We start from the raw sequence: 18,887 nt of genomic DNA, 5'->3' as shown, positions 1-18,887 counted from the left end.
CTGGGCGCGGACAGGTGCGGACCGTGGAGGTTCGCCAGCTTTGTGGTCGGCATGTGCGGCAAGCCCGTACTCTCGGCGACACAATATTCTTCAGGAGCACGGGCATGCGTAGAAGCGGCACAGTCAAGTGGTTCAACGATCAGAAGGGCTTCGGATTCATCGCGCTGGACGATGGGTCCGCAGAGGTCTTCGTCCATCACACAGCCATCCAGTCGGATGGTTTCCGGAGCCTGGCGGAGGGCGAGAAGGTCGAGCTCGACGTGGTGGACGGTCCGAAGGGGCCCAAGGCGGAGAACGTGACGAAGCAGGCCTTCTGACCCGCTGAGGCCATCCGCAGCAGAAGACGACGGGGCTGTCCCGGACCGGGGCGGCCCCGCCCTCTTTTCAGGTCGAATCCCTGCGCCGTCGGCGCCGGATCTAGCGGTCCTGCCCCCGGCAACCCAAGTTGCAGTGTCACTTGGTAGGAGCCTCCAGTTGCGGGAGGGAATCATGGAGATTGACCGTAGAAGATTCCTCGCTTCCGTAGGCGCCGGTGCCCTCGCGGTCATGAGCCCGGAGGACAAGGCGGAAGCCCTCGAGCACTACATGTGCGATGTGCTCGACGGCGAAGATCCCGGTCATGTCCACGACCATCATCACCACGACGGCCCGGTTCCGCGCACCGAAGACCTCGACCCTCGTCTGCTCGACGAGAACGACCTGTTGGCCGAGGCGGCGGAAGCCGAAGCCGAATTCGCCGGGGAGACGGAAGGGGCGGATCACGGCCACCAGGAAGCCGAGCAGGAGGTCAGCGCTCCCCGCGGGACGGGCAACCTGTTCCGGCCCACGGACGAGGTCGTCGAACCGTTGCCCCCGAACCCCACGCTGGAAGACTTCTTCAAGCTCAGGTTCTGGCCGGCCCGGCACGTCCTGCAAAGCGCCACTCACGCGTTGAACGACGGGCAGCCCGAGGAGAACGTGCTCGCGGGCCTGTTGCACGACACCGTGCAGAACCTGATCAAGGTCGATCACGGATGGTGGGGGGCGCAGCTGTACGAGCCGTACGTTCCGGAATACGTGAGCTGGGGCATCCGGTATCACGGTGCGCTGCGCTTCTATCCGGACGAGCAGTACGGCTATGAGTATCCGGAGCTGTACAACCGGATCTTCGGCGAAGACTACGTTCCGCCGGACTACATCAAACAGGCCGCGGAATACGCCACGAACCACCCGCTGTACGTCTCGGCGCGCATGATCTGCGTGAACGACACGTACGCGTTCCAGGATGGCATGGAAGTGTCACTCGACCCGTTCATCGACATCATCGGGCGCCATTTCAAGCAACCAAAGGACGGGCTGGGGTACGACAACAGCCCGGTGGCGCACATGTGGCGATCGCTCGAGATGCCCTGGGCTCCGCTCTAGTATTTGTCCGGACAGCTCGTGGGCACCTTGGCTCGGGCCCGCAGGCGGTGGAAGCTTCGAGCCGACTTGTTTGATAACGCACAACCTCAGGAGACGAGTATGTTGAAACGAATATTCCTGGCTGTCGTCATGCTGGCCGTTCCCGCAGCCGCCTTCGCCCAGGGAACGATCGAGGGCAGGGTGATTGACGCGCAGACGGGGGGTGGCCTCAGCAACGCCCGAGTAGCGATTGCGGCGCTCAATGTTTCGGTGGGCTCGGGTGCTGCCGGCGCCTACTCGATTCCCGACGTTCCAGCCGGCGACCACGTGGTCGAGGTCCGGCTTATCGGCTATGCCGTCATGACCCGGACGGTCACGGTCACAAGCGGCCAGACCCTCAACGTCGATTTCGGACTGGGTCTCGCGGCGATCAACCTCGGCGAGCTGGTGGTCGTCGGAAGCCGCGCGCAGCCGAGAACGGTGACCGAGTCGATGGTGCCGGTGGACGTGATCCCGGTGTCCGAGATCAGCCGGCAGGCGGAGACGAACATCGACTTCCTGCTCCGCAGCGTGGTCCCGTCCTACAACGTCCGCACCGAGCCCATCAGCGACGCCGCCACGATCACGCGTCCGGCCAACCTGCGGGGGCTTGCGTCAGATCACACCATGGTGCTGATCAACGGGAAGCGGCGGCACCGCGGGTCGATCATCACGTGGCTCGGGGCCGGTCTCTCGGATGGGTCCCAGGGCGTCGACATCGGCTCCATCCCCGGCATCGCGCTGCGACAGGTCGAGGTACTGCGTGACGGCGCGTCGGCCCAATACGGCTCGGACGCCATCGCCGGCGTGATGAACTTCATCCTCAAGGACGACCGCACAGGCGGCGCCATCCAGATGAAGCGCGGCAGTTACTATGAAGGCGACGGCGACATGCTCACGGTCGCCGGCAACGTCGGTGTCCCCCTGGGGTCCACCGGCTTCGCCAACTTCAGCGTCGAGTACGGAAATCAGGATCCCACCGACCGGGCCATCCAGCGCGCCGACGCGCTTGCACTCCTCGGTGCCGGCAACAGTGCCGTGCGCCAGCCCTCGGCCCAGATCTGGGGTTCGCCCGAGGTCAACAACGACCTCAAGATGTGGCTCAATACCGGCTACACATTCAACGACGACGAGCAGTTCTATGCGTTCGGGAACCTCTCCACCAAGGAGGTGGACGGTGGTTTCTTCTTCCGTAATCCGAACACGCGCGGCGCCGTGTTCAGCCCATCCGGCGATGAGAACGGCCAGAGGTTGTTGATCGGCGATGTGCTCGACGCGAGGGACGGCGTGGTCGACGGATCGGCGAATTGCCCTGTGGTCCGCATCACAAACCACGTGCCCGACCCGGCGGCTCTGGCGCAGGTCTTCGCCGATCCGAATTGCTTCTCGTTCCAGGAGATGTTCCCCGGCGGCTTCACGCCCCAGTTCGGCGGCAACGTCACCGACTGGTCGTTCGTCAGCGGCGTAAAGGGCGGCAATGACAGCGGCTTCACCTGGGACGCGAGCGCGAGCTTCGGCAGCCACACGACCGATTTCTTCATCTACAACACGGTGAACGCCGCGCTCGGGCCGGAGACGCCCACCGACTTCGACCCGGGTCTCTACCAGCAGCAGGAATTCAACCTCAACTTCGACGTCGCCTACGAGGCCAGCGATCAGGTACATATCGCGGGTGGGCTCGAGCGCCGTGACGAGCGCTTCACAATCGGCCAGGGACAGGACGAGTCGTGGAAGATCGGGCCCTACGCCCAGCAGGGCTTCAGCTCCTCCTCCAACGGCTTCCCCGGCTTCAGTCCGATCGCCGCGGGAGACTGGGACCGCCAGAACGTGGCCATCTATGGAGATGTTCATTTCGGCGGCGGCGACTCCCCCTGGACCATCGGAACCGCGTTGCGCTGGGAGGACTTTTCCGACTTCGGAAGCCAGTTGACCGGGAAGGTCTCGGGCCGCCTCGAGGTCAGCGACAAGCTCGCTCTCCGCGCGGGCGGAAGCACCGGGTTCCGCGCTCCGACACCGGGGCAGCAGAACGCGTTCAACGTTTCCACGGTCTTCGACGCGACGATCGGCGACCTCGTCAACCGCGGCACGATCCCCTCGACCTCCGGGGTGGCGGATCTGCGAGGCGGGCAGCAGCTGCAGCCCGAGAAGGCTTTCAGCCTGACGGCGGGGGCCGTACTCGACGCGGACGCGTTCAAGTTGACGATGGACTACTACCGCATCTCGATTTCGGACCGGTTCGCGCAGACGAAGACGTTCAAGCTCAGCGACGATGAGGTCATCCGGCTTCTGTCGGAAGGGATCACCAGCGCCGCCAACCTCGCCGAGTTCCGCTTCTTCACCAACGACTTCAGCACGAGGACGCAGGGGATCGACCTCGTGGCGAACTACTCTCCACCGTCGAGGGCCGGCGCGACGAGCTTCAGCCTGCTCTTCAACTACACCGGTACGACAGTCACCGACTTCAATCCCGAAGTCGTGGACGAGGACCGGCTGGATCAGCTCGAGCACTCCATCCCCTCGTGGCGGGGCTCGCTCAACGTGGTGCACACGCTGGGCAAGGTGCGCGGCCTCCTGCGGGGTACCTGGTACGATTCGTGGGTGGACGTCGGAGGTGTCGTGATCGGCGGCGTCGAGGACACGCCCTTCCCCGGCAGGTTCCTCGTCGACCTCGAGCTGTCGACGAACCTCACCGAGGACACGGAAATCGCCATCGGCGCGACCAACCTCTTCGACACGTATCCGGCGACGAACGATCCGGATACGGCCGGGAGCGTGGGTCTGCTCTATCCGGAGAGCTCGCCGTTCGGCTTCAACGGCGGCTACTACTACGTTCGCGTGAACTATCGCTGGTCGTGGCTGACGGGGTGAGTTCGGAAACGTAGCCACGGTCCGCCAGGTACGATCCGAGGTCGCCGGGTTTCAGGTTGACCTCGGGCAGGAGTGGATCGACCCCGGCGGGAGGCGAAGGCAGCCTTCCGCCGGGGTTCCCCGTTATATGAGAGACTCACACAACGCCGCGCTGCGGCCCGGAAGGAAATCTGTGAACAATCTTCGGCAGTTCTACATCGACGGAGCGTGGATCGAACCTTCGACCCCTGACACGCTGGACGTGGTCAACCCGGCCACCGAGGAGGTCATCGGGGCCATCGCGATGGGGGCGCAGGCCGACGTCGATGCCGCCGTGGCGGCCGCGAAGACCGCCTTCGAAGCGTTCTCGCAGACGAGCCCGGAAGAACGGGGCGCGCTGCTGGAACGGATCTGCGAGGGATATGCGGCGCGTTCAGCGGATCTGGCCGCGACGGTCAGCGCGGAGATGGGTGCGCCGATGAGCCTTGCGGCGCAGGCTCAGGTGCCCGCCGGTCTGGCGCACCTGAGGACGATGGGGAAGATCCTCGCGAACTTCGAGTTCGAGACCGACCTCGGCTCGTCGCTGCTGGTGCGGGAGCCGGTGGGGGTCTGCGCCTTCATCACGCCGTGGAACTGGCCGCTGAACCAGATCGCCTGCAAGGTGGCGCCGGCCCTCGCCGCGGGCTGCACGATGGTACTCAAACCGTCGGAGGTCGCGCCGCTGAACGCGCTGATCTTCGCGGAAATCCTGGACGAGGCCGGCGTGCCGCCAGGCGTCTTCAACCTCGTGAACGGCGCCGGGCCGGTCGTGGGCGCTGCGCTGTCCTCGCACCCGGACGTCGACATGGTCTCCTTCACGGGCTCGACACGCGCCGGCGTGGAGGTCGCCCGCAACGCGGCGCCGACCGTGAAACGCGTGGCGCAGGAACTGGGCGGCAAGTCGGCCAACATCATCCTGGATGACGCCGACTTCGGGCGGGCCGTATCGCGGGGCGTCTTCGCCGTGTGCAACAACACCGGCCAGTCGTGTAACGCCCCGACGCGCATGCTCGTCCCGCATTCGCGGATGGACGAGGCGGCGGCGATTGCGGCCGCCTCGGCAAGGAAGGTCGTGGTCGGCCATCCCGGCGAGGAGGGGACGTCGATCGGTCCGGCGGTGTCGGATGTGCAATTCGACAAGATCCAGCGGCTGATCGAGACGGGGATCGAGGAGGGCGCGAAGCTTGCGACGGGCGGGCCGGGGCGCCCGGAGGGGCTGGAGCGGGGGTACTACGTCCGGCCTACGGTCTTTTCGCATGTGGGCAACGACATGGTCGTCGCGCGCGAGGAGATCTTCGGCCCGGTCCTCGTGCTCATCGGATACGAGGACGATGATGACGCGGTGCGGATTGCCAACGATACGCAGTATGGTCTGGCCGGCTATGTGTCGGCGGGTGATCCGGAACGCGGACGGGCCATCGCTCGGCGGATCCGATCGGGCCAGATCAACCTGAATGGGGCGCGCCCGGACTTCCGGGTGCCGTTCGGCGGATACAAGCAGTCCGGCAACGGGCGCGAATGGGGCCGTCACGGGCTCGAGGAGTTTCTCGAAGTGAAGGCCATCCTGGGCTACCACGAGGGGGTGAGGTGAGCACGGTATTATCCTCCGCTCCACCGGCCGTGACCGCCGACGCGGACGCGATCGAGCGTATCCCGCACCTGGTGGGCGGCGAGCTGCGGCCCGGGGTTTCCGGCCGGACTGCACCCGTCTTCAACCCTGCCACGGGCCGCCAGACGGGCGAACTGCCGCTGGCGGGCGTTGAAGAGGTCGACGAAGCTGTCGCAGCGGCCGTCGCCGCGTTCGAGGAGTGGCGGGGCGTCAGCGTCGCCCGGCGCACCAAGCTCATGTTCGCGTACCGCAACCTGGTTGCCGAACACGCTCCGGATATCGCCAGGCGGCTCACGGCGGAACACGGCAAGGTGCTGGCGGACGCGATGGGCGAGGTCGCGCGCGGTCTGGAGAACATCGAGTACGCCTGCGGTCTCGCCGACCACCTGAAGGGCACCTACAACGAGCATGCCTCGACTGGCGTCGACGTCTATTCCGTACGACGGCCGCTTGGCGTGGTGGCGGGAATCACGCCGTTCAATTTCCCGGCCATGGTCCCGCTCTGGATGTTCCCCAACGCGATCGCGTGCGGGAACACGTTCGTGCTGAAGCCGTCACCTCGCGATCCCGGCGCCGCCAACCTGATCGCGGAACTCTTCCATGAAGCCGGATTCCCGGCGGGGGTCCTGAACGTCGTGCACGGCGACCATGTGGCCGTGAACAGGCTGCTGGAGCATCCCGATGTACAGGCCATCAGCTTCGTGGGTTCGACGCCGGTCGCCCGGCACGTGTATGAGACGGCTACCGCGCACGGCAAGCGCGTACAGGCGCTGGGTGGCGCGAAGAACCACATGGTCGTCCTCCCGGATGCGGACATCGACCTGGCCGCGGATTCCGCCGTGTCCGCCGCATACGGGTCGGCCGGAGAGCGGTGCATGGCGATCTCCGTCGCCGTCGCGGTCGGCGACAGTGCCGATCCGCTGGTGGACGCCATCCGGGCCCGCATGGAGAAACTGCGGATCGGCCCGGGCGACGATCCCGCCTCGGAGATGGGTCCGCTCATCACGGTCGAGCATCGGGACCGCGTCGCGGATTACGTGCGTCAGGGCGCCGAGGCCGGGGCCCGCGTCGTCGTAGACGGCCGCCGGGCACGGTTCGACGGGGACGGCTTCTTCCTCGGCGTGACATTGCTCGACCATGTCACGCCCGACATGACGGTCTATCGGGACGAAATCTTCGGTCCCGTCCTCTGTGTGGTCCGGGCGGACACGTATCACGAAGCCGTCGAGTTGCTCTCGCACAACCGGTGGGGAAACGGCGCGGCGATCTTCACCCGTGACGGCGGTGCCGCACGTCAGTTCCAGGAGGACGCAGATGCGGGGATGATCGGTCTGAATGTCCCGATCCCGGTCCCCGTCGGATACCACTCCTTCGGTGGCTGGAAGGAGTCGGCGTTCGGGGCGCACGCCATCTACGGCCCCGAGGGCGTCCACTTCTACACGAAACCGAAGGTGATGACGACGCGCTGGCCCGACCCCGCCGGCAGCCGCGTCGATCTCGGCTTCCCGACGAACCGGTAGCGGACCGCCGGGGTACCGGCTTCACGCAGCGAATTGCGGATATTACGTAATATCCGCATTATGTCGCATGTCCGATACGCCAGACTTGTCGCGGGGTGTGCGCGGGGTGCGCACGGTGGGCGCGACGGAGGCCGCAAAGAACTTCGGGTCGATTCTCGCGGAGGTACGCGAGCGCGACGCCGTGTACGTCGTGGAGCGGCGCGGGAAGGCGGTCGCGCAGGTCGGCCCGGTGCGCGAACGAGGCCTCACTTTGAGGGAGTTCGCCCAGCTCGTCGCCGAGCGTTCCGGACCCTCTGTGGGTGAGGAGTGTCTTCGCGCGATCGAACAGGGCATCGCAATCTGGAACCGTGAGGAAGTGCCCCGGAGCCCGTGGCAACGCTAATCGACACAAGCGTCCTGATCGCTGTCGAAAGAGGCCAGCTGGACCTGGATTCCGTGATCGGTGCCGCGACGGAACCCGATGACCCGCTGGCAATGGCCGCAATCACCGCTTCGGAAATCCTGCAAGGGGTTCAGGCGGCTCATGGCATCAAGCGCGTCGCCGCCGAGCGGTCCTTCGAAACGTGGCTAGCCATGTTCCCCGTGGTTCCGTTCGATCTCGAGGTGGCACGCGTCCACGCAGTCCTGGCCGAGCAGCTTGGTCGTCGCGGCACCCCGATCGGGGCTCACGACCTCATCATCGCCGCGACGGCGGCCAGCGGCGGTTACCGGGTCGCCACGAGGGACCGGCGCAGCTTCGCCAGGGTCGACGGGCTGGAAGTCGAGTACTGGTAGCCCACCGGGACGTTCCCGCGGGAACGCCCGGGGCGGGCATCGAGCGAGGGGTCAGCCGTCTCCGCCCGCTATCTCGAGGTTGCCGCTGTCGTCCACGGCGCGACTGAGGATCGTGGCTGCGTCTCCCATGGCGGCGGGGTCGAACTCGTAGGTCCAGTTCGTCCGGCCGCGAGCAGGGTGCCACGTCATCCCGCCGTCGAGCGATACCTCGACCGCCGCGACCACCCCGCCGCCGGTGTCCGACGCCGTCCCCGCGAGGGTGACCATGCCGCTCTCTTCATGAGGCGCCGAGGGCGCGTCGAACGACGAGGTCGGGGAGACATCATCCGTCGAAGCCGTAGCGGGCACCAGATCCGGCTGCATCGTTGCGGGCTGGACGCCCATGTCCGCGAACAGGTTCAGTGTCGCCTGCTGCAGGACGAGGTCCGGTCCGTTCGGGTCTACGCCAACCCGCGTGTCCGCGCCGTTCTGACGTTCGGGAGGCACTCCAGTCTCCGTGTCGTGGTGGGCGTCGAGGCCCCACGACCATTGCAGCGTCCCGGAGCCGAAGACGAGGGCGCCGCTCTCGTGCCGGTACAGGACCGCGTTGTGCGTCGCCGTGCCCGTCTCGCAGCCGCGCCCCGGATGCACGCAGTAGAGCGTGTTGTCGATCGGCGTCGCGGCCACCCGGAAGAGGCCCGGCGGCCGGAAGCCGTTGTCGATGTCCGAGTCCCACTCGTGGCCGAGGATCCCCTTGATCGACACGTAGCGCTCGCCCGGGCTCAGCCGCGCCACCTCCGTATTGCGCCAGAACCTCAGGTTGGCGAACTCCGTGTCCACGATGATGGGGTCGTTGCGCCACGCGTTCACCGTGAACAGCGTCCCGGTGAGCGCGTTCTCCGGCCACGGGCCCTCGGCGTTGATCGGACGGTGGTCCCGGAATTCGCCCGTCCATTCCACCGGGTCGAGTCGCCGGTGGTCCTGCGAGTCCTTGTATGTGACGAGGGTCCGGTACGGCAGGCCTGATCCGTCGATGCTCGTCTCCCAGCGCACCTTCCAGTAGACCTCGTTCGAGCTGAAGAAGGCGAGGTGCATGCCGGCGGCGCGAGCCGCCTCGACGTTCCGTCGCTGCTGTCCGGTCCAGTACTCGTCGTGTCCGACGGAGAGGAAGACCTTGTGCTCGAGCAGTTCCTCACCGCGCCGTTGGGTGTCGACGCCGGAGGAATAGCTCACGTCGTACCCGTTGCGCTCCAGCCAGCGGACCATCGGGTACTCGGAGTTGAAGACCATGTTCACCGCGCGGTAGTGACGCGTCTCGAAGGGTCGGTTGTAGCTGACCTTCGGCGCGCGCGGCTCCCCGCCGTGCTGCCGCAGCCGCCCCGGATTCAGCCGCCCGTACACGCTGTGACCGCCGTACCGGTTGTACGCCTGCCAGGTGAGGTCCGACGTTTGGAAGAGCATGTCGGACTCGCCGTCGTCGTCGCGCACGACGAAGTAGATGTGGCTGGCGCGAGGCTCGCGCAGGGCGTTCCTCATTACGGCCTTGTAGCCCGGCGCCTCCCACAGCGAGTCCTCTCCGGTCGGGGGGAGCGGCGTCGCCCCGAACTGGTCGTTCTTCACCCAGCCGTCGATCGGGTCCTCGCGTACGAGCCGGGCGAAGTAGATGCCCGAGGTCGCATCGGCCGGCGCCTGCCATGAGGCCGACACCGCCCAGTTGCCGCAGTCGACGAGCGGCGCGGGCCACATCTCCATCCCGCCCCCCTCGGCCAGCACCGGGATCGGACCCCGCAGACACTCGGGCTGGACCTGGGGCAGCGTCGCGGAGGGTTCGAACGAATCCACGCGGCGTGCGCCCATTCCGCCGTAGTAGCCCATCCGGTAGATGTCGATGCGGTAGTCATCCGAATCGGTGTCGATCTTGAACTCAATCGTCTCCCCTTGGGCGATCGCGATGTCCGTGCCGAAGCCCTGGATGCTGGGGTCGCCGTAGCTGTTGATATCCCACTCGGTGGGCGGGTGCCCCTCGAGGCAGTTCTCCGCCACGATCTCGTTGGCGGGGTTCGCACAAGGATCTCCCGTCGCCGTCCCGAAGGATGAACATGCCGCGAAGAGCGGCAGCGTGGCGGCCGGGAACAGGGAGATGAACGGGCGGAAGCGAGGGCGCGGCGCGATCATGGCGACATCTCCGGGCCGGAGTCGGGATGCGGACGGCCGACCTTCCGGCCGCCCCGTCCCGGAACATGTCCCCCCGTTCAGAAGTCTACAACGGCGGAGAGGCTCAGCCCCCCTCGCCCGGCGTCTCGAGGTTGCCGCTGTCGTCCACGGCGCGGCTGAGGATCGAGGCCTCGGATCCGGCCATCGCGGGATCGAACTCGTAACTCCAACTCGTCCGGCCGCGGGCCGGGTGCCAGGTCCGGCCCCCATCGAGCGATACTTCCACCGCGGCAACCACACCGCCGCCGGTATCCGACGCCGTCCCGTTGATCGTCATCATGCCGCTCTCCGGATCGGGTCCCGAGGGCGCCTCGAAGGAGGAGGTCGGCGGGACGTCATCCGTCGAAGCCGTGGCCGGCACCAGATCCGGCTGCATCGTGCCGGGCTGCACGCCCATGTCCGCGAACACGTTCATCGTCGCCTGCTGCAGGACGAGGTCGGGGCCGTTCGGGTCCACGCCGACCCGCGTGTCCGCACCGTTCTGGCGCTCGGGCGGGACCCCGGTCTCCGTGTCGTGGTGGGCGTCGAGGCCCCACGGCCACTGCAGCGTCCCGGAGCCGAAGACGAGCGCGCCGCTCTCGTGCCGGTACAGGACCGCGTTGTGCGTCGCCGTGCCCGTCTCGCAACCTCGTCCCGGGTGGACGCAGTACTGCGTGTTGTCGATCGTGGTCGCGGCGACCTGGAACAGCCCCGGCGGGCGGAACCCGTTGTCGATGTCCGAATCCCACTCGTGGCCGAGGATCCCCTTGATCGACACGTAGCGCTCGCCGGGCCTCAGACGGGCCACTTCCGTGTTTCGCCAGAAGCGGAGATCGGCGAACTCGGCGTCCACGATGATCGGATCGTTGCGCCACGCGTTCACTGTGAAGAGCGTACCCGTGAGCGCGTTCTCCGGCCAGGGACCCTCCGGGTTGATCGAACGGTGATCGCGGAACAGCCCCGTCCACTCGAGTGGGTCGAGCTTCCGGTGGTTCTGTGTCTCCTTGTAGGTCACGAACGTCCGGTACGGCTGGTCGGAACCGTCGATGCTCTCCTCCCAGCGCACCTTCCAGAAGACCTCGTTCGAGCTGAAGAAGGCGAGGTGCATCCCGGCGGCGCGGGCCGCCTCGACGTTGCGGCGCTGCTGCCCCGTCCAGTACTCGTCGTGTCCCACCGAGAGGAAGACCTTGTGCTCGAGCAGTTCCTCGCCTCGCCGGTCCGTGTCGATGCCCGAGGAATAGCTCACGTCGTATCCGTTCCGCTCCAGCCAGCGGACCATGGGATACTCGGAGTTGAAGACCTTGTTCACGGCACGGTAGTGCCGCGTCTCGAACGGACGGTTGTAGCTCACCTTCGGCGCGCGCGGCGGTCCTCCGTGGAGCCGGACCCGTTCCGGGTTCAGCCGCCCGTACACGCTGTGGCCGCCGTAGCGGTTGTACGCCTGCCAGGTGAGGTCCGAGGTCTGGAAGAGCATGTCGGACTCGCCGGCGTCGTCGCGCACGACGAAGTAGATGTGGCTGGCGCGCGGCTCGCGCAGCGCGTTCCGCATCACAGCCTTGTAGCCCGGGGCCTCCCAAAGCGAGTCCTCCCCGGTCGGCGGGAGCGACGTGGCTTCGAACTGGTCGTTCTTCACCCAGCCATCGACCGATTCCTCGCGCACGAGCCGGGCAAAGTAGATGCCCGACGTCGCGTCGGCCGGCGCCTGCCAGGACGCCGACACCGCCCAGTTGCCACAGTCGACGAGCGGCGCGGGCCATGTCTCGAGGCCGCCCCCCTCGGCCAGCACCGGGATCGGACCCCGCAGGCACTCGGGCTGGGTCTGGGGCAGCGCGGCGGAGGGCTCCAGCGAGTCGACGCGACGGGCGCCCATGCCGTTGTAGTAGCCCATCCGGTAGATGTCGATCCGGTAGTCCTCCGAGTCCGTGTCGATCTTGAACTCGATCGCCTCCCCCTGGGCGATGGCGATGTCGGTGCCGAACCCCTGGATGCTCGGGTCCCCGTAGCCGTTGATGTCCCACTCCGTGGGCGGGTGCCCCTCGAGGCAGTTCTCCGCAACGATCTCGTTGGCGGGGGCGGCGCACGCGTCCTCCATGGTCATCTGCGGGGGAGCGCAGGCGCTCACGAGGATCAAGGTCGAAGCGGGGAGGATGAAGAAGGACGGACGAAAGCGCGGGCGTGGCTGGATCATGGCGACATCTCCGGGCCCGGGTCAGCATGCGGACGGCCGACCCTTCTGCCGTCCCCGTCCCCGGAACATGAGCCCGTCCTCGGAAGTCTACAACGCCCTGGCCGAGTCGCGGCTACGCGGTTGGAAGTCAGGTGAGGCGGAGAGCCTCCAAGTAGACGCGGCCGAAGCGATCCGTCACTTCGACGCGGACTTCCGTCGCGGCGGGGTCAACGGGCGCGTAGAACATGTGGTTTGTGATTCGGGGCTCGACCCACGGGCGGTGCGCGGGCAGGTCGTCGCCCGAGTGCAGTTCGACGCTCAGCGGATCGCGTCCCGGGCGGCGGGACATGAGGCCGCGGGACTCGCCGTCCGCGAACCAGCGTACGGTCCATTCGGGGTCCCAGTCCCACACGTTCGCCACGACCTCGTCCGGCGCTCCCGGGTCGGCCCCGGGCGCGTAGAGCCGCATCTGATGCGCCGCGTCGAATCCCGTGGACTTGTAGCGCCACGAGATCTCCTCGCCCGCAGCTTCGTAGACGCAGTAGCCGTTGGGGGCGCCGTCGTGGCAGATCGGCCCGCTCCACCAGGCCCCGCAGATCGCGCCCGCCACGTGCTCGTGCGTCCCGCTCTCGAACACATGCTCCAGTTCGTGCGTGTGGCCGGTGAGGATGTGGGCCCGGAAGGGCTCCAGCAGCCGGTACAGCGCCTCCCGGTTCATGATCGCGACGGACGCTTCCGGGGAGGCGCGGCCCTCTCGTGCGTGGTAGCTGCCGAGGGCCGGAATGTGCGTGGCCACGACGACGGGCGCCCCCGGTTCGACGCGGCTCAGGTCTGCCCGCAGCCAAGTCAGCGCGTCGGCATCGAGGTAGCCGAGATAGCCGCTCCCGTGCCAGAACACGTCGTCGAGGACCACGTAGTGGACGGCCCCGCGGTCGAAGGAGTAGTACCGCGGTCCGAAGTGACGGGAAAAGGTGTCCGTCGAGGCCTCGTCCGTAGGACTCTCCATGTCCAGGTCGTGGTTCCCGATCACCTGGAAGAACGGCACGCCGATGCGCTGCACAGCCCGTTCGTATTCGGGATACAGCTCAAGGTGGTCGAACATGATGTCGCCGTCCGCGATCCCGACGATCGGCACGTCGCCGAGTTCTCCAACGGCACCCTGGAGGTCCGGTACGGACCGCTCGTGGAACCAGCCCAATTCCTCCTCGGTCTCGGTCTGGATGTCGCCCAGGAGCAGGACCGCGTGACGTTCGTCGGAAACCCCGAGAGGCTCGAGGTCGAAGGCGACGGACATCTCGCTTCGGGAGGGATCGATGGGCCGGTAGAAGCGGGCCGTGCCGGAAGGGTTCGTGGGCACCTGATGGCCAGCCGGGATCCGCGCCCAGACAAAGCCGCGATCCGTGGAGGTCACCAGCTCGAAACGGCCATCGGAGTCCGAATCCACGACCTGGAGTCCGTCGGAGACGGCGACGCTTCCGAGACCCCGTCCGCCGGCACGGACGATGCCCTGAACCCGCACAGGGGACGCGACGGTGGGCGCGATCCCGGGGCGCTGCGGGATGGGATCGTAGGGGGCGGCCAGAAGGCGGTCGGCCAGGGCTACCCACCCGGTCGCGGCGAGGGTTCCGGTGCTCAGGAAAGTTCGGCGGTTCAGCATTCGCGGGCTCTCATCGCTCTCGATCATCTCGTCCTCATCCGGGACCGAAGGGTTTCGCCCCAACGGCGGCGGCAGGGTATCCCACACGGGTCACGCACGATTCAACGAGAAGTCACGCCGGCGCAACAAGCGGCTCCGAACCGCGGAAACCGGATCAAGTCGCCTGGCGGTTGAGACGCCGTATGGATTTCCCGGGCTCACGTCCGTACTTCTTCTCGTCCTCGTCTACTACGCGGAGCGGGAGCTGCGGGACTATGCGGAACAGGGGATCGCCAAGGCGTTCGACTGCGCGATGGACTTCGCGGCCCCGGCGGCGATCCCCGTCGAGATTCGTCTCGCCGTTCATCGCGGTAGCGTGCGTCGGCCTGCCGGCCGCCGCGCCGCTCTCCGGTCAGGCGGTAGCTGACACTACGGCTGCGGGTGACACCGAAGCGGCCCACGAGACCCTGGCGGTGGGCGAGACCATGGAGTTCGGCGTCCAGTTCGGCCCCGTTCAACTGGGGAGCAACCGACTGACCGTCGCGGACAGAGAGACGGTTGCCGGGGAGGACGTCTACCGCCTCGAGGAGGATTTCGGGGCACCCATCCCGTTCTTCAAGATCCACGACCGGCAGACAAGCTGGGTGATGCTGGCGCCGCTGCGCTCCCTGCGCTTCGACCGGTTCATCCACGAGGGACGAAAACGCACCAGTTGGCGGATCCACCTCGATGGGCCCGAGCGGCGGCTGCGTGTCGAACACCTCGACGGTCAGGTCGCGGATCCGGCGAACCCCGATCCGTCCGATCCACCGCGCGAAGTCATGCTGCCCGAGGCCCCGCTTGATGACCTCGCGATCCTGTACGAAATGCGGCGCCGGATCGCGTCGGGAGAGACCTCTTTCCGCATCGACCGCTACTACCTGGTCGAGGACACCCCGGCCGTGTTCGAACTTGAACGCCGGGATCGGACGCGAGTCCCCGCGGGACGGTTCGACGTCTACGTTCTGCGGGCGGTGGTCCCGGGGATGTCGATGTTCAAGCCGGAGTCGGACGCCCGGATCCATGTGGCCGTCGACCCCCCCCACCCCATCGTGCTGGTCACGACCGAGACCCTGCACGGACGCCTCACCATGTACCTGCGGGATTTCCGTCCCGGCGAAGCGTCGGCGGATCCTCCCTCGTGAGACGAGCCTAGCGCGCCTGCCGCACCTCCCGCTCCGTAATCGCGAACCGCACCACCGGCGATTCCTCCAGCGTCCGGGCGATGTCGTCCGGCTCCAGCCCCAGCGCCTCCAGCCGCGCGGAGTCGAGGTACATCTGGTTCTCGGAACCCTCGTAGAACGCCACCACGCCCGGCCCGCCGGGGTCGACGCGCTCGTTCAGCCAAGCGCTCACGTCGTCGTAGGTAACCCACAGATCGTCGCTCGCGGGGGCGTCCGGCATCCCGTGGTCCGCCGTCACGATCAGGGCCAGCCCGCCGGGACCAGCCTTCGCCTCCAGCGCCGCCACGATCCGACCCACCACCCCGTCGAGTTCCGTCAGCGTCACCTCCATCTCGGGGGAGAACGGGCCGTACTTGTGGGACACGTAGTCCGTCCCCTTGAGGTTGGCGAGGAAGAGATCAGTGACATCATCCTCGCCGAAGGCGCTCCCCTCGATAAGGGCGACCGCCGCTTCCCCCTCGAAGCGCGTGAACAGAGCCGATCTCCGGGCTTCGCTGAAGCCGTCCAGTTCATGGCCCAGCCAGAGGCGGCCGACGGCGTCCAGCCGCGGACCGAAGTGGAGCCCCTCGACCGCCGGCGGGAGCCGGTAGCAGTCCTGGTTCGTGCGCCAGTCGCCGCTCCCGGAGTCGTAGTACGCGAGCCAGACGGGGCCGCCGTCGGCCATGCACGTCCCGTGACCGGCCAGCGCGACCGCCGGGTAGTCCGTCCCGCCCTGAACGACGATCTCCGCCCGCCCTCGAGTGGCGACGCCCCAGCCGTCCGCGATCGTGCGCGCCATGAGGTTGCGGGGCGCTGCGCCCTCGTAGGCGGACGCCGGTTCAGCGGTGCGACGATCGTACAGCGTATTGCCGACGATCCCGTGGATGGCCGGATCGGTGCGGGTCGCGATCGTCGTGTGCGCCGTCGAAGTATTGGTGGGGACGTAGTCGACCCGGGCCTCGACGAACCGGGCGCTCGCCGCCGCGAGACGGCTCAGGCTGGGGAGGAGGTCCGCGTAGCGGTCGAGGTAATCCGCCCGCATCGCGTCCAGCACCAGCACGGCGAGAAGCCCCGGCCGGGTCGGCCCGCCGCCGTCCGAGAACGCCTCTCGCAGCGGCCGTCCCGTCACGTCCGGACGCGGCGGGAGGTCCAGGAGCCTGGCCAGCGTCTCCCCGATGTCCTGGTGCGAGGCGCGCCCCGGGTATTCGCCGGCCTCGAAGACGCCTGGGCCGTACAGCAGGAGCGGCACCGCGGTGTCATGCGACCACGGACTGCCGTGCATGTACCGGTAGTCGGGGCCCGGCGACGTGATGATGGCCCCTGGATCGGGGATCACGGCGATATCCCCCACGCGGCCCGGGAAGTACGCACGAGCCAGCGCCTGGACGATCTCCGCGCGCCCCGGCTCTTCGGCGGGAGCGCGCTCTCCGGCGGGGTTCTCCGCCGAACCACCCTCCCCGCAGCCTGCGGAAGCAAGCCCCAGCACCGTCGCCGCGACCAGGATCGGCGTCCGAGCTGGCGAGTGTCTCAAGGACGAATCCCGTCGCAGGTGGTGTCCGCCGCGGCCCGCGTCAGCTGAAGTCGCGTCCGAGGATCACCGAGATGATGATCGCGCCCACCGCGAGCGGCGCCACCCAGCGGATGAAGAAACGCCACGCCCCGTAACGGAACCAGCGGGGCTCCGTGCCGTCCACCAGTTCCCGTTCCGTCGCGTTCCGGGTCATGAACCAGCCCGCCGCGAGCGTGATCGCGAAGCCGCCGGTCGGGAGCATCCAGTTGGAGACGAAGTGGTCGGCGGTCGAGAACCAGCCGATCTTGCCCTCGAAGATCTCCAGCGTGGCGAGGAACGGCGTGCCCGTGAAGGAGAGCGCCGCGAAAATGGTGAACACGAAGATCGAGGCGCCGGAGACGACCGCGGCCTTGTGTCGCCCCAGGCGCCGCTCGTCGATGAGGTAGCTCGTCACGACCTCGAGCAGCGAGATCGTCGAAGTCAGCGCCGCCAGCGCCACCAGCACGTAGAAGAGCGGCCCCAGCACGACGCCGAACGGCACCGCGGTGTAGAACAGCTCGGGCAGCGAGATGAAGAGCATCCCTACCGGCGAGCCGCTCACCTGGTCGCTCATCCCCGCCACCGAGAAGATGACGGAGAACATGATCACCGTCGCCACGAGCGCGATCAGCGTGTCGAGCGCCACGATCGCCCCCGACGCCTTCACGATCGACTGCTTGCGGGAGATGTAGGAACCGTAGGTGATCATCGCCCCCATCCCGAGGGAGAGGGTGAAGAAGGAGTGCCCGAGCGCCTCGAGAACGCCGCTCGTTTCCAGCTCCCCGAAGTTGGCGCGGAAGATGAAGCGCAGCGCCTCTCCCGACCCGCTCATCCCCAGCGCGCTCACCAGAAGGAGGAGCAGGATGCCGAACAGGATGGGGAGGAAGATGCGGGCGATGCGTTCGATCCCCTTGCTCACCCCGAAGTAGACGACCGCGATCGTTGCGATGCTGAAGCCCAGCGACAGCATGAGCTGAAGGCCGGCGTTCCCCACCTGCTCGTTGAACAGGTCGCCCGCCGCCATTCCGGCGGGGTAGCCACCGAACGACCAGCCGATGGACTGGGCGAAGTAGTAGAGCGACCAGCCCGCGATGACCGTGTAGTAGCTGAGGAGGATGAAGCCGGCGAGCACGCCCCAGCCGCCGACGATCCCCCACCAGGGTCCCGCCGCCTCCTTGAGCGCCCCGACCGCGCTCTTCTGGCTGCGGCGCCCAATGAGCAGCTCCGCCATCATGATCGGCAGGCCGACCGCGACGATGCAGATCAGATAGACGAGGACGAAGGCCCCGCCGTTGTTCTGCCACGTGATGAACGGGAACTTCCACAGGTTGCCGAGGCCGATCGCGCTGCCCGTCGCGGCGAGCACGAGGCCGGCGCTGGAACTCCAGTTATCGCGGGGTTGACTCATGGGGGCATGTCCGGTCGGGCGTTGGTCGAGGCGGGGGCCTTCGCCCCCCGGGCGACTGCCCGTCTATTCTACCCCGTCCCGCTGAGGGGCCACCAGACCGCGCGGAGGATCGATGCCGAAGTCCACGCCGGGGCTGAGCGAGGTCATTCGCGACGTGCCCAAGGCCGAACTTCACATCCACGTCGAGGGTTCGCTGGAACCGGAGATGATGTTCGACCTCGCCCGCCGGAACGGCGTCGCGTTGCCCTACCGCAGCGCGGACGAGGTCCGCCGGGCGTACTCGTTCGCGAACCTCCAGGAGTTCCTCGACCTCTACTACCAGGGGATGGCAATGCTCCGGACGGAGGAGGACTTCTTCGCGCTCGCCGACGCCTACCTGCGACGGGCGGCCGCGGACGGCGTCGTCCACGTCGAGATGTTCTTCGACCCGCAGGCGCACACCGGGCGGGGCGTGCCGCTGGGGACGCTGATGGACGGCCTCGAGCGGGCCATCGTCCGCTCCCGGGAGCGGGGCGTGAGCGTCTCCCTCATCCTCTGTTTCC

General features: G+C 67.5%; 13 protein-coding genes and 1 pseudogene. 9 read left to right on the top strand and 5 right to left on the bottom strand.

Annotation, left to right across the window (positions count from 1 at the left end; all coding sequences use genetic code 11):
• The first annotated feature begins 104 nt into the window (after nucleotides 1-104).
• The 7 genes from ACN9M6_RS07330 (at nucleotide 105) to ACN9M6_RS07300 (ending at nucleotide 8,211) form a co-directional block, all read left to right on the top strand.
• Nucleotides 105-317 (top strand): cold shock domain-containing protein, encoded by a 213-nt coding sequence (locus ACN9M6_RS07330; RefSeq protein WP_419162285.1) that lies wholly within the window; start codon nucleotides 105-107, stop codon nucleotides 315-317.
• A 172-nt stretch (nucleotides 318-489) separates the two neighbouring features.
• On the top strand, nucleotides 490-1,404 hold the full coding sequence (locus ACN9M6_RS07325) for a hypothetical protein (RefSeq protein ID WP_419162284.1): 915 nt from the start codon (nucleotides 490-492) through the stop codon (nucleotides 1,402-1,404).
• A 99-nt stretch (nucleotides 1,405-1,503) separates the two neighbouring features.
• A complete protein-coding gene (locus tag ACN9M6_RS07320; RefSeq protein WP_419162283.1) occupies nucleotides 1,504-4,290 on the top strand; it encodes a TonB-dependent receptor in 2,787 nt (928 codons plus the stop codon).
• Between the two features lie 172 nt (nucleotides 4,291-4,462).
• Complete coding sequence (locus tag ACN9M6_RS07315; protein WP_419162282.1) at nucleotides 4,463-5,899, top strand: aldehyde dehydrogenase family protein; 1,437 nt, start codon at nucleotides 4,463-4,465, stop codon at nucleotides 5,897-5,899.
• Between the two features lie 50 nt (nucleotides 5,900-5,949).
• The gene (locus ACN9M6_RS07310; RefSeq protein ID WP_419163721.1) at nucleotides 5,950-7,437 is read left to right on the top strand and encodes a CoA-acylating methylmalonate-semialdehyde dehydrogenase; all 1,488 of its coding nucleotides are present in this window, start codon (nucleotides 5,950-5,952) and stop codon (nucleotides 7,435-7,437) included.
• Nucleotides 7,438-7,504: 67 nt separating this feature from the next.
• The gene (locus tag ACN9M6_RS07305; protein ID WP_419162281.1) at nucleotides 7,505-7,819 is read left to right on the top strand and encodes a hypothetical protein; all 315 of its coding nucleotides are present in this window, start codon (nucleotides 7,505-7,507) and stop codon (nucleotides 7,817-7,819) included.
• A complete protein-coding gene (locus tag ACN9M6_RS07300; RefSeq protein ID WP_419162280.1) occupies nucleotides 7,807-8,211 on the top strand; it encodes a PIN domain-containing protein in 405 nt (134 codons plus the stop codon). Before ACN9M6_RS07305 ends, ACN9M6_RS07300 begins: the two co-directional genes overlap by 13 nt.
• 51 nt (nucleotides 8,212-8,262) lie before the next feature.
• On the opposite strand, the gene ACN9M6_RS07295 is transcribed toward ACN9M6_RS07300, so the two are convergent.
• The 3 genes and pseudogenes from ACN9M6_RS07295 to ACN9M6_RS07285 form a co-directional block, all read right to left on the bottom strand.
• Complete coding sequence (locus ACN9M6_RS07295; protein ID WP_419162279.1) at nucleotides 8,263-10,365, bottom strand: N,N-dimethylformamidase beta subunit family domain-containing protein; 2,103 nt, start codon at nucleotides 10,363-10,365, stop codon at nucleotides 8,263-8,265.
• 103 nt (nucleotides 10,366-10,468) lie between these two features.
• Nucleotides 10,469-12,388: pseudogene (locus tag ACN9M6_RS07290) on the bottom strand (N,N-dimethylformamidase beta subunit family domain-containing protein); the annotation flags it as partial.
• Between the two features lie 310 nt (nucleotides 12,389-12,698).
• Complete coding sequence (locus ACN9M6_RS07285; RefSeq protein WP_419162278.1) at nucleotides 12,699-14,234, bottom strand: calcineurin-like phosphoesterase C-terminal domain-containing protein; 1,536 nt, start codon at nucleotides 14,232-14,234, stop codon at nucleotides 12,699-12,701.
• 155 nt (nucleotides 14,235-14,389) lie between these two features.
• On the opposite strand from ACN9M6_RS07285, the gene ACN9M6_RS07280 reads away from it, so the two are divergent.
• Nucleotides 14,390-15,370 (top strand): DUF3108 domain-containing protein, encoded by a 981-nt coding sequence (locus ACN9M6_RS07280; RefSeq protein WP_419162277.1) that lies wholly within the window; start codon nucleotides 14,390-14,392, stop codon nucleotides 15,368-15,370.
• A gap of 7 nt (nucleotides 15,371-15,377) precedes the next feature.
• Here ACN9M6_RS07280 and ACN9M6_RS07275 read toward each other — a convergent pair whose 3' ends face one another.
• On the bottom strand, nucleotides 15,378-16,919 hold the full coding sequence (locus ACN9M6_RS07275) for an alkaline phosphatase family protein (RefSeq protein ID WP_419162276.1): 1,542 nt from the start codon (nucleotides 16,917-16,919) through the stop codon (nucleotides 15,378-15,380).
• Nucleotides 16,920-16,959: 40 nt separating this feature from the next.
• Nucleotides 16,960-18,345 (bottom strand): sodium-dependent transporter, encoded by a 1,386-nt coding sequence (locus ACN9M6_RS07270; protein ID WP_419162275.1) that lies wholly within the window; start codon nucleotides 18,343-18,345, stop codon nucleotides 16,960-16,962.
• 112 nt (nucleotides 18,346-18,457) lie between these two features.
• On the opposite strand from ACN9M6_RS07270, the gene ACN9M6_RS07265 reads away from it, so the two are divergent.
• A partial coding sequence (locus ACN9M6_RS07265) for an adenosine deaminase family protein (RefSeq protein ID WP_419162274.1) occupies nucleotides 18,458-18,887 on the top strand: 430 nt, incomplete at its 3' end.

This window comes from Candidatus Palauibacter sp., from assembly GCF_965197445.1.
Lineage (GTDB): Bacteria > Gemmatimonadota > Gemmatimonadetes > Palauibacterales > Palauibacteraceae > Palauibacter.
The sequence above is the reverse complement of the archived record's forward strand: the minus strand, read 5'-3'. Positions and strand labels throughout refer to the sequence as shown.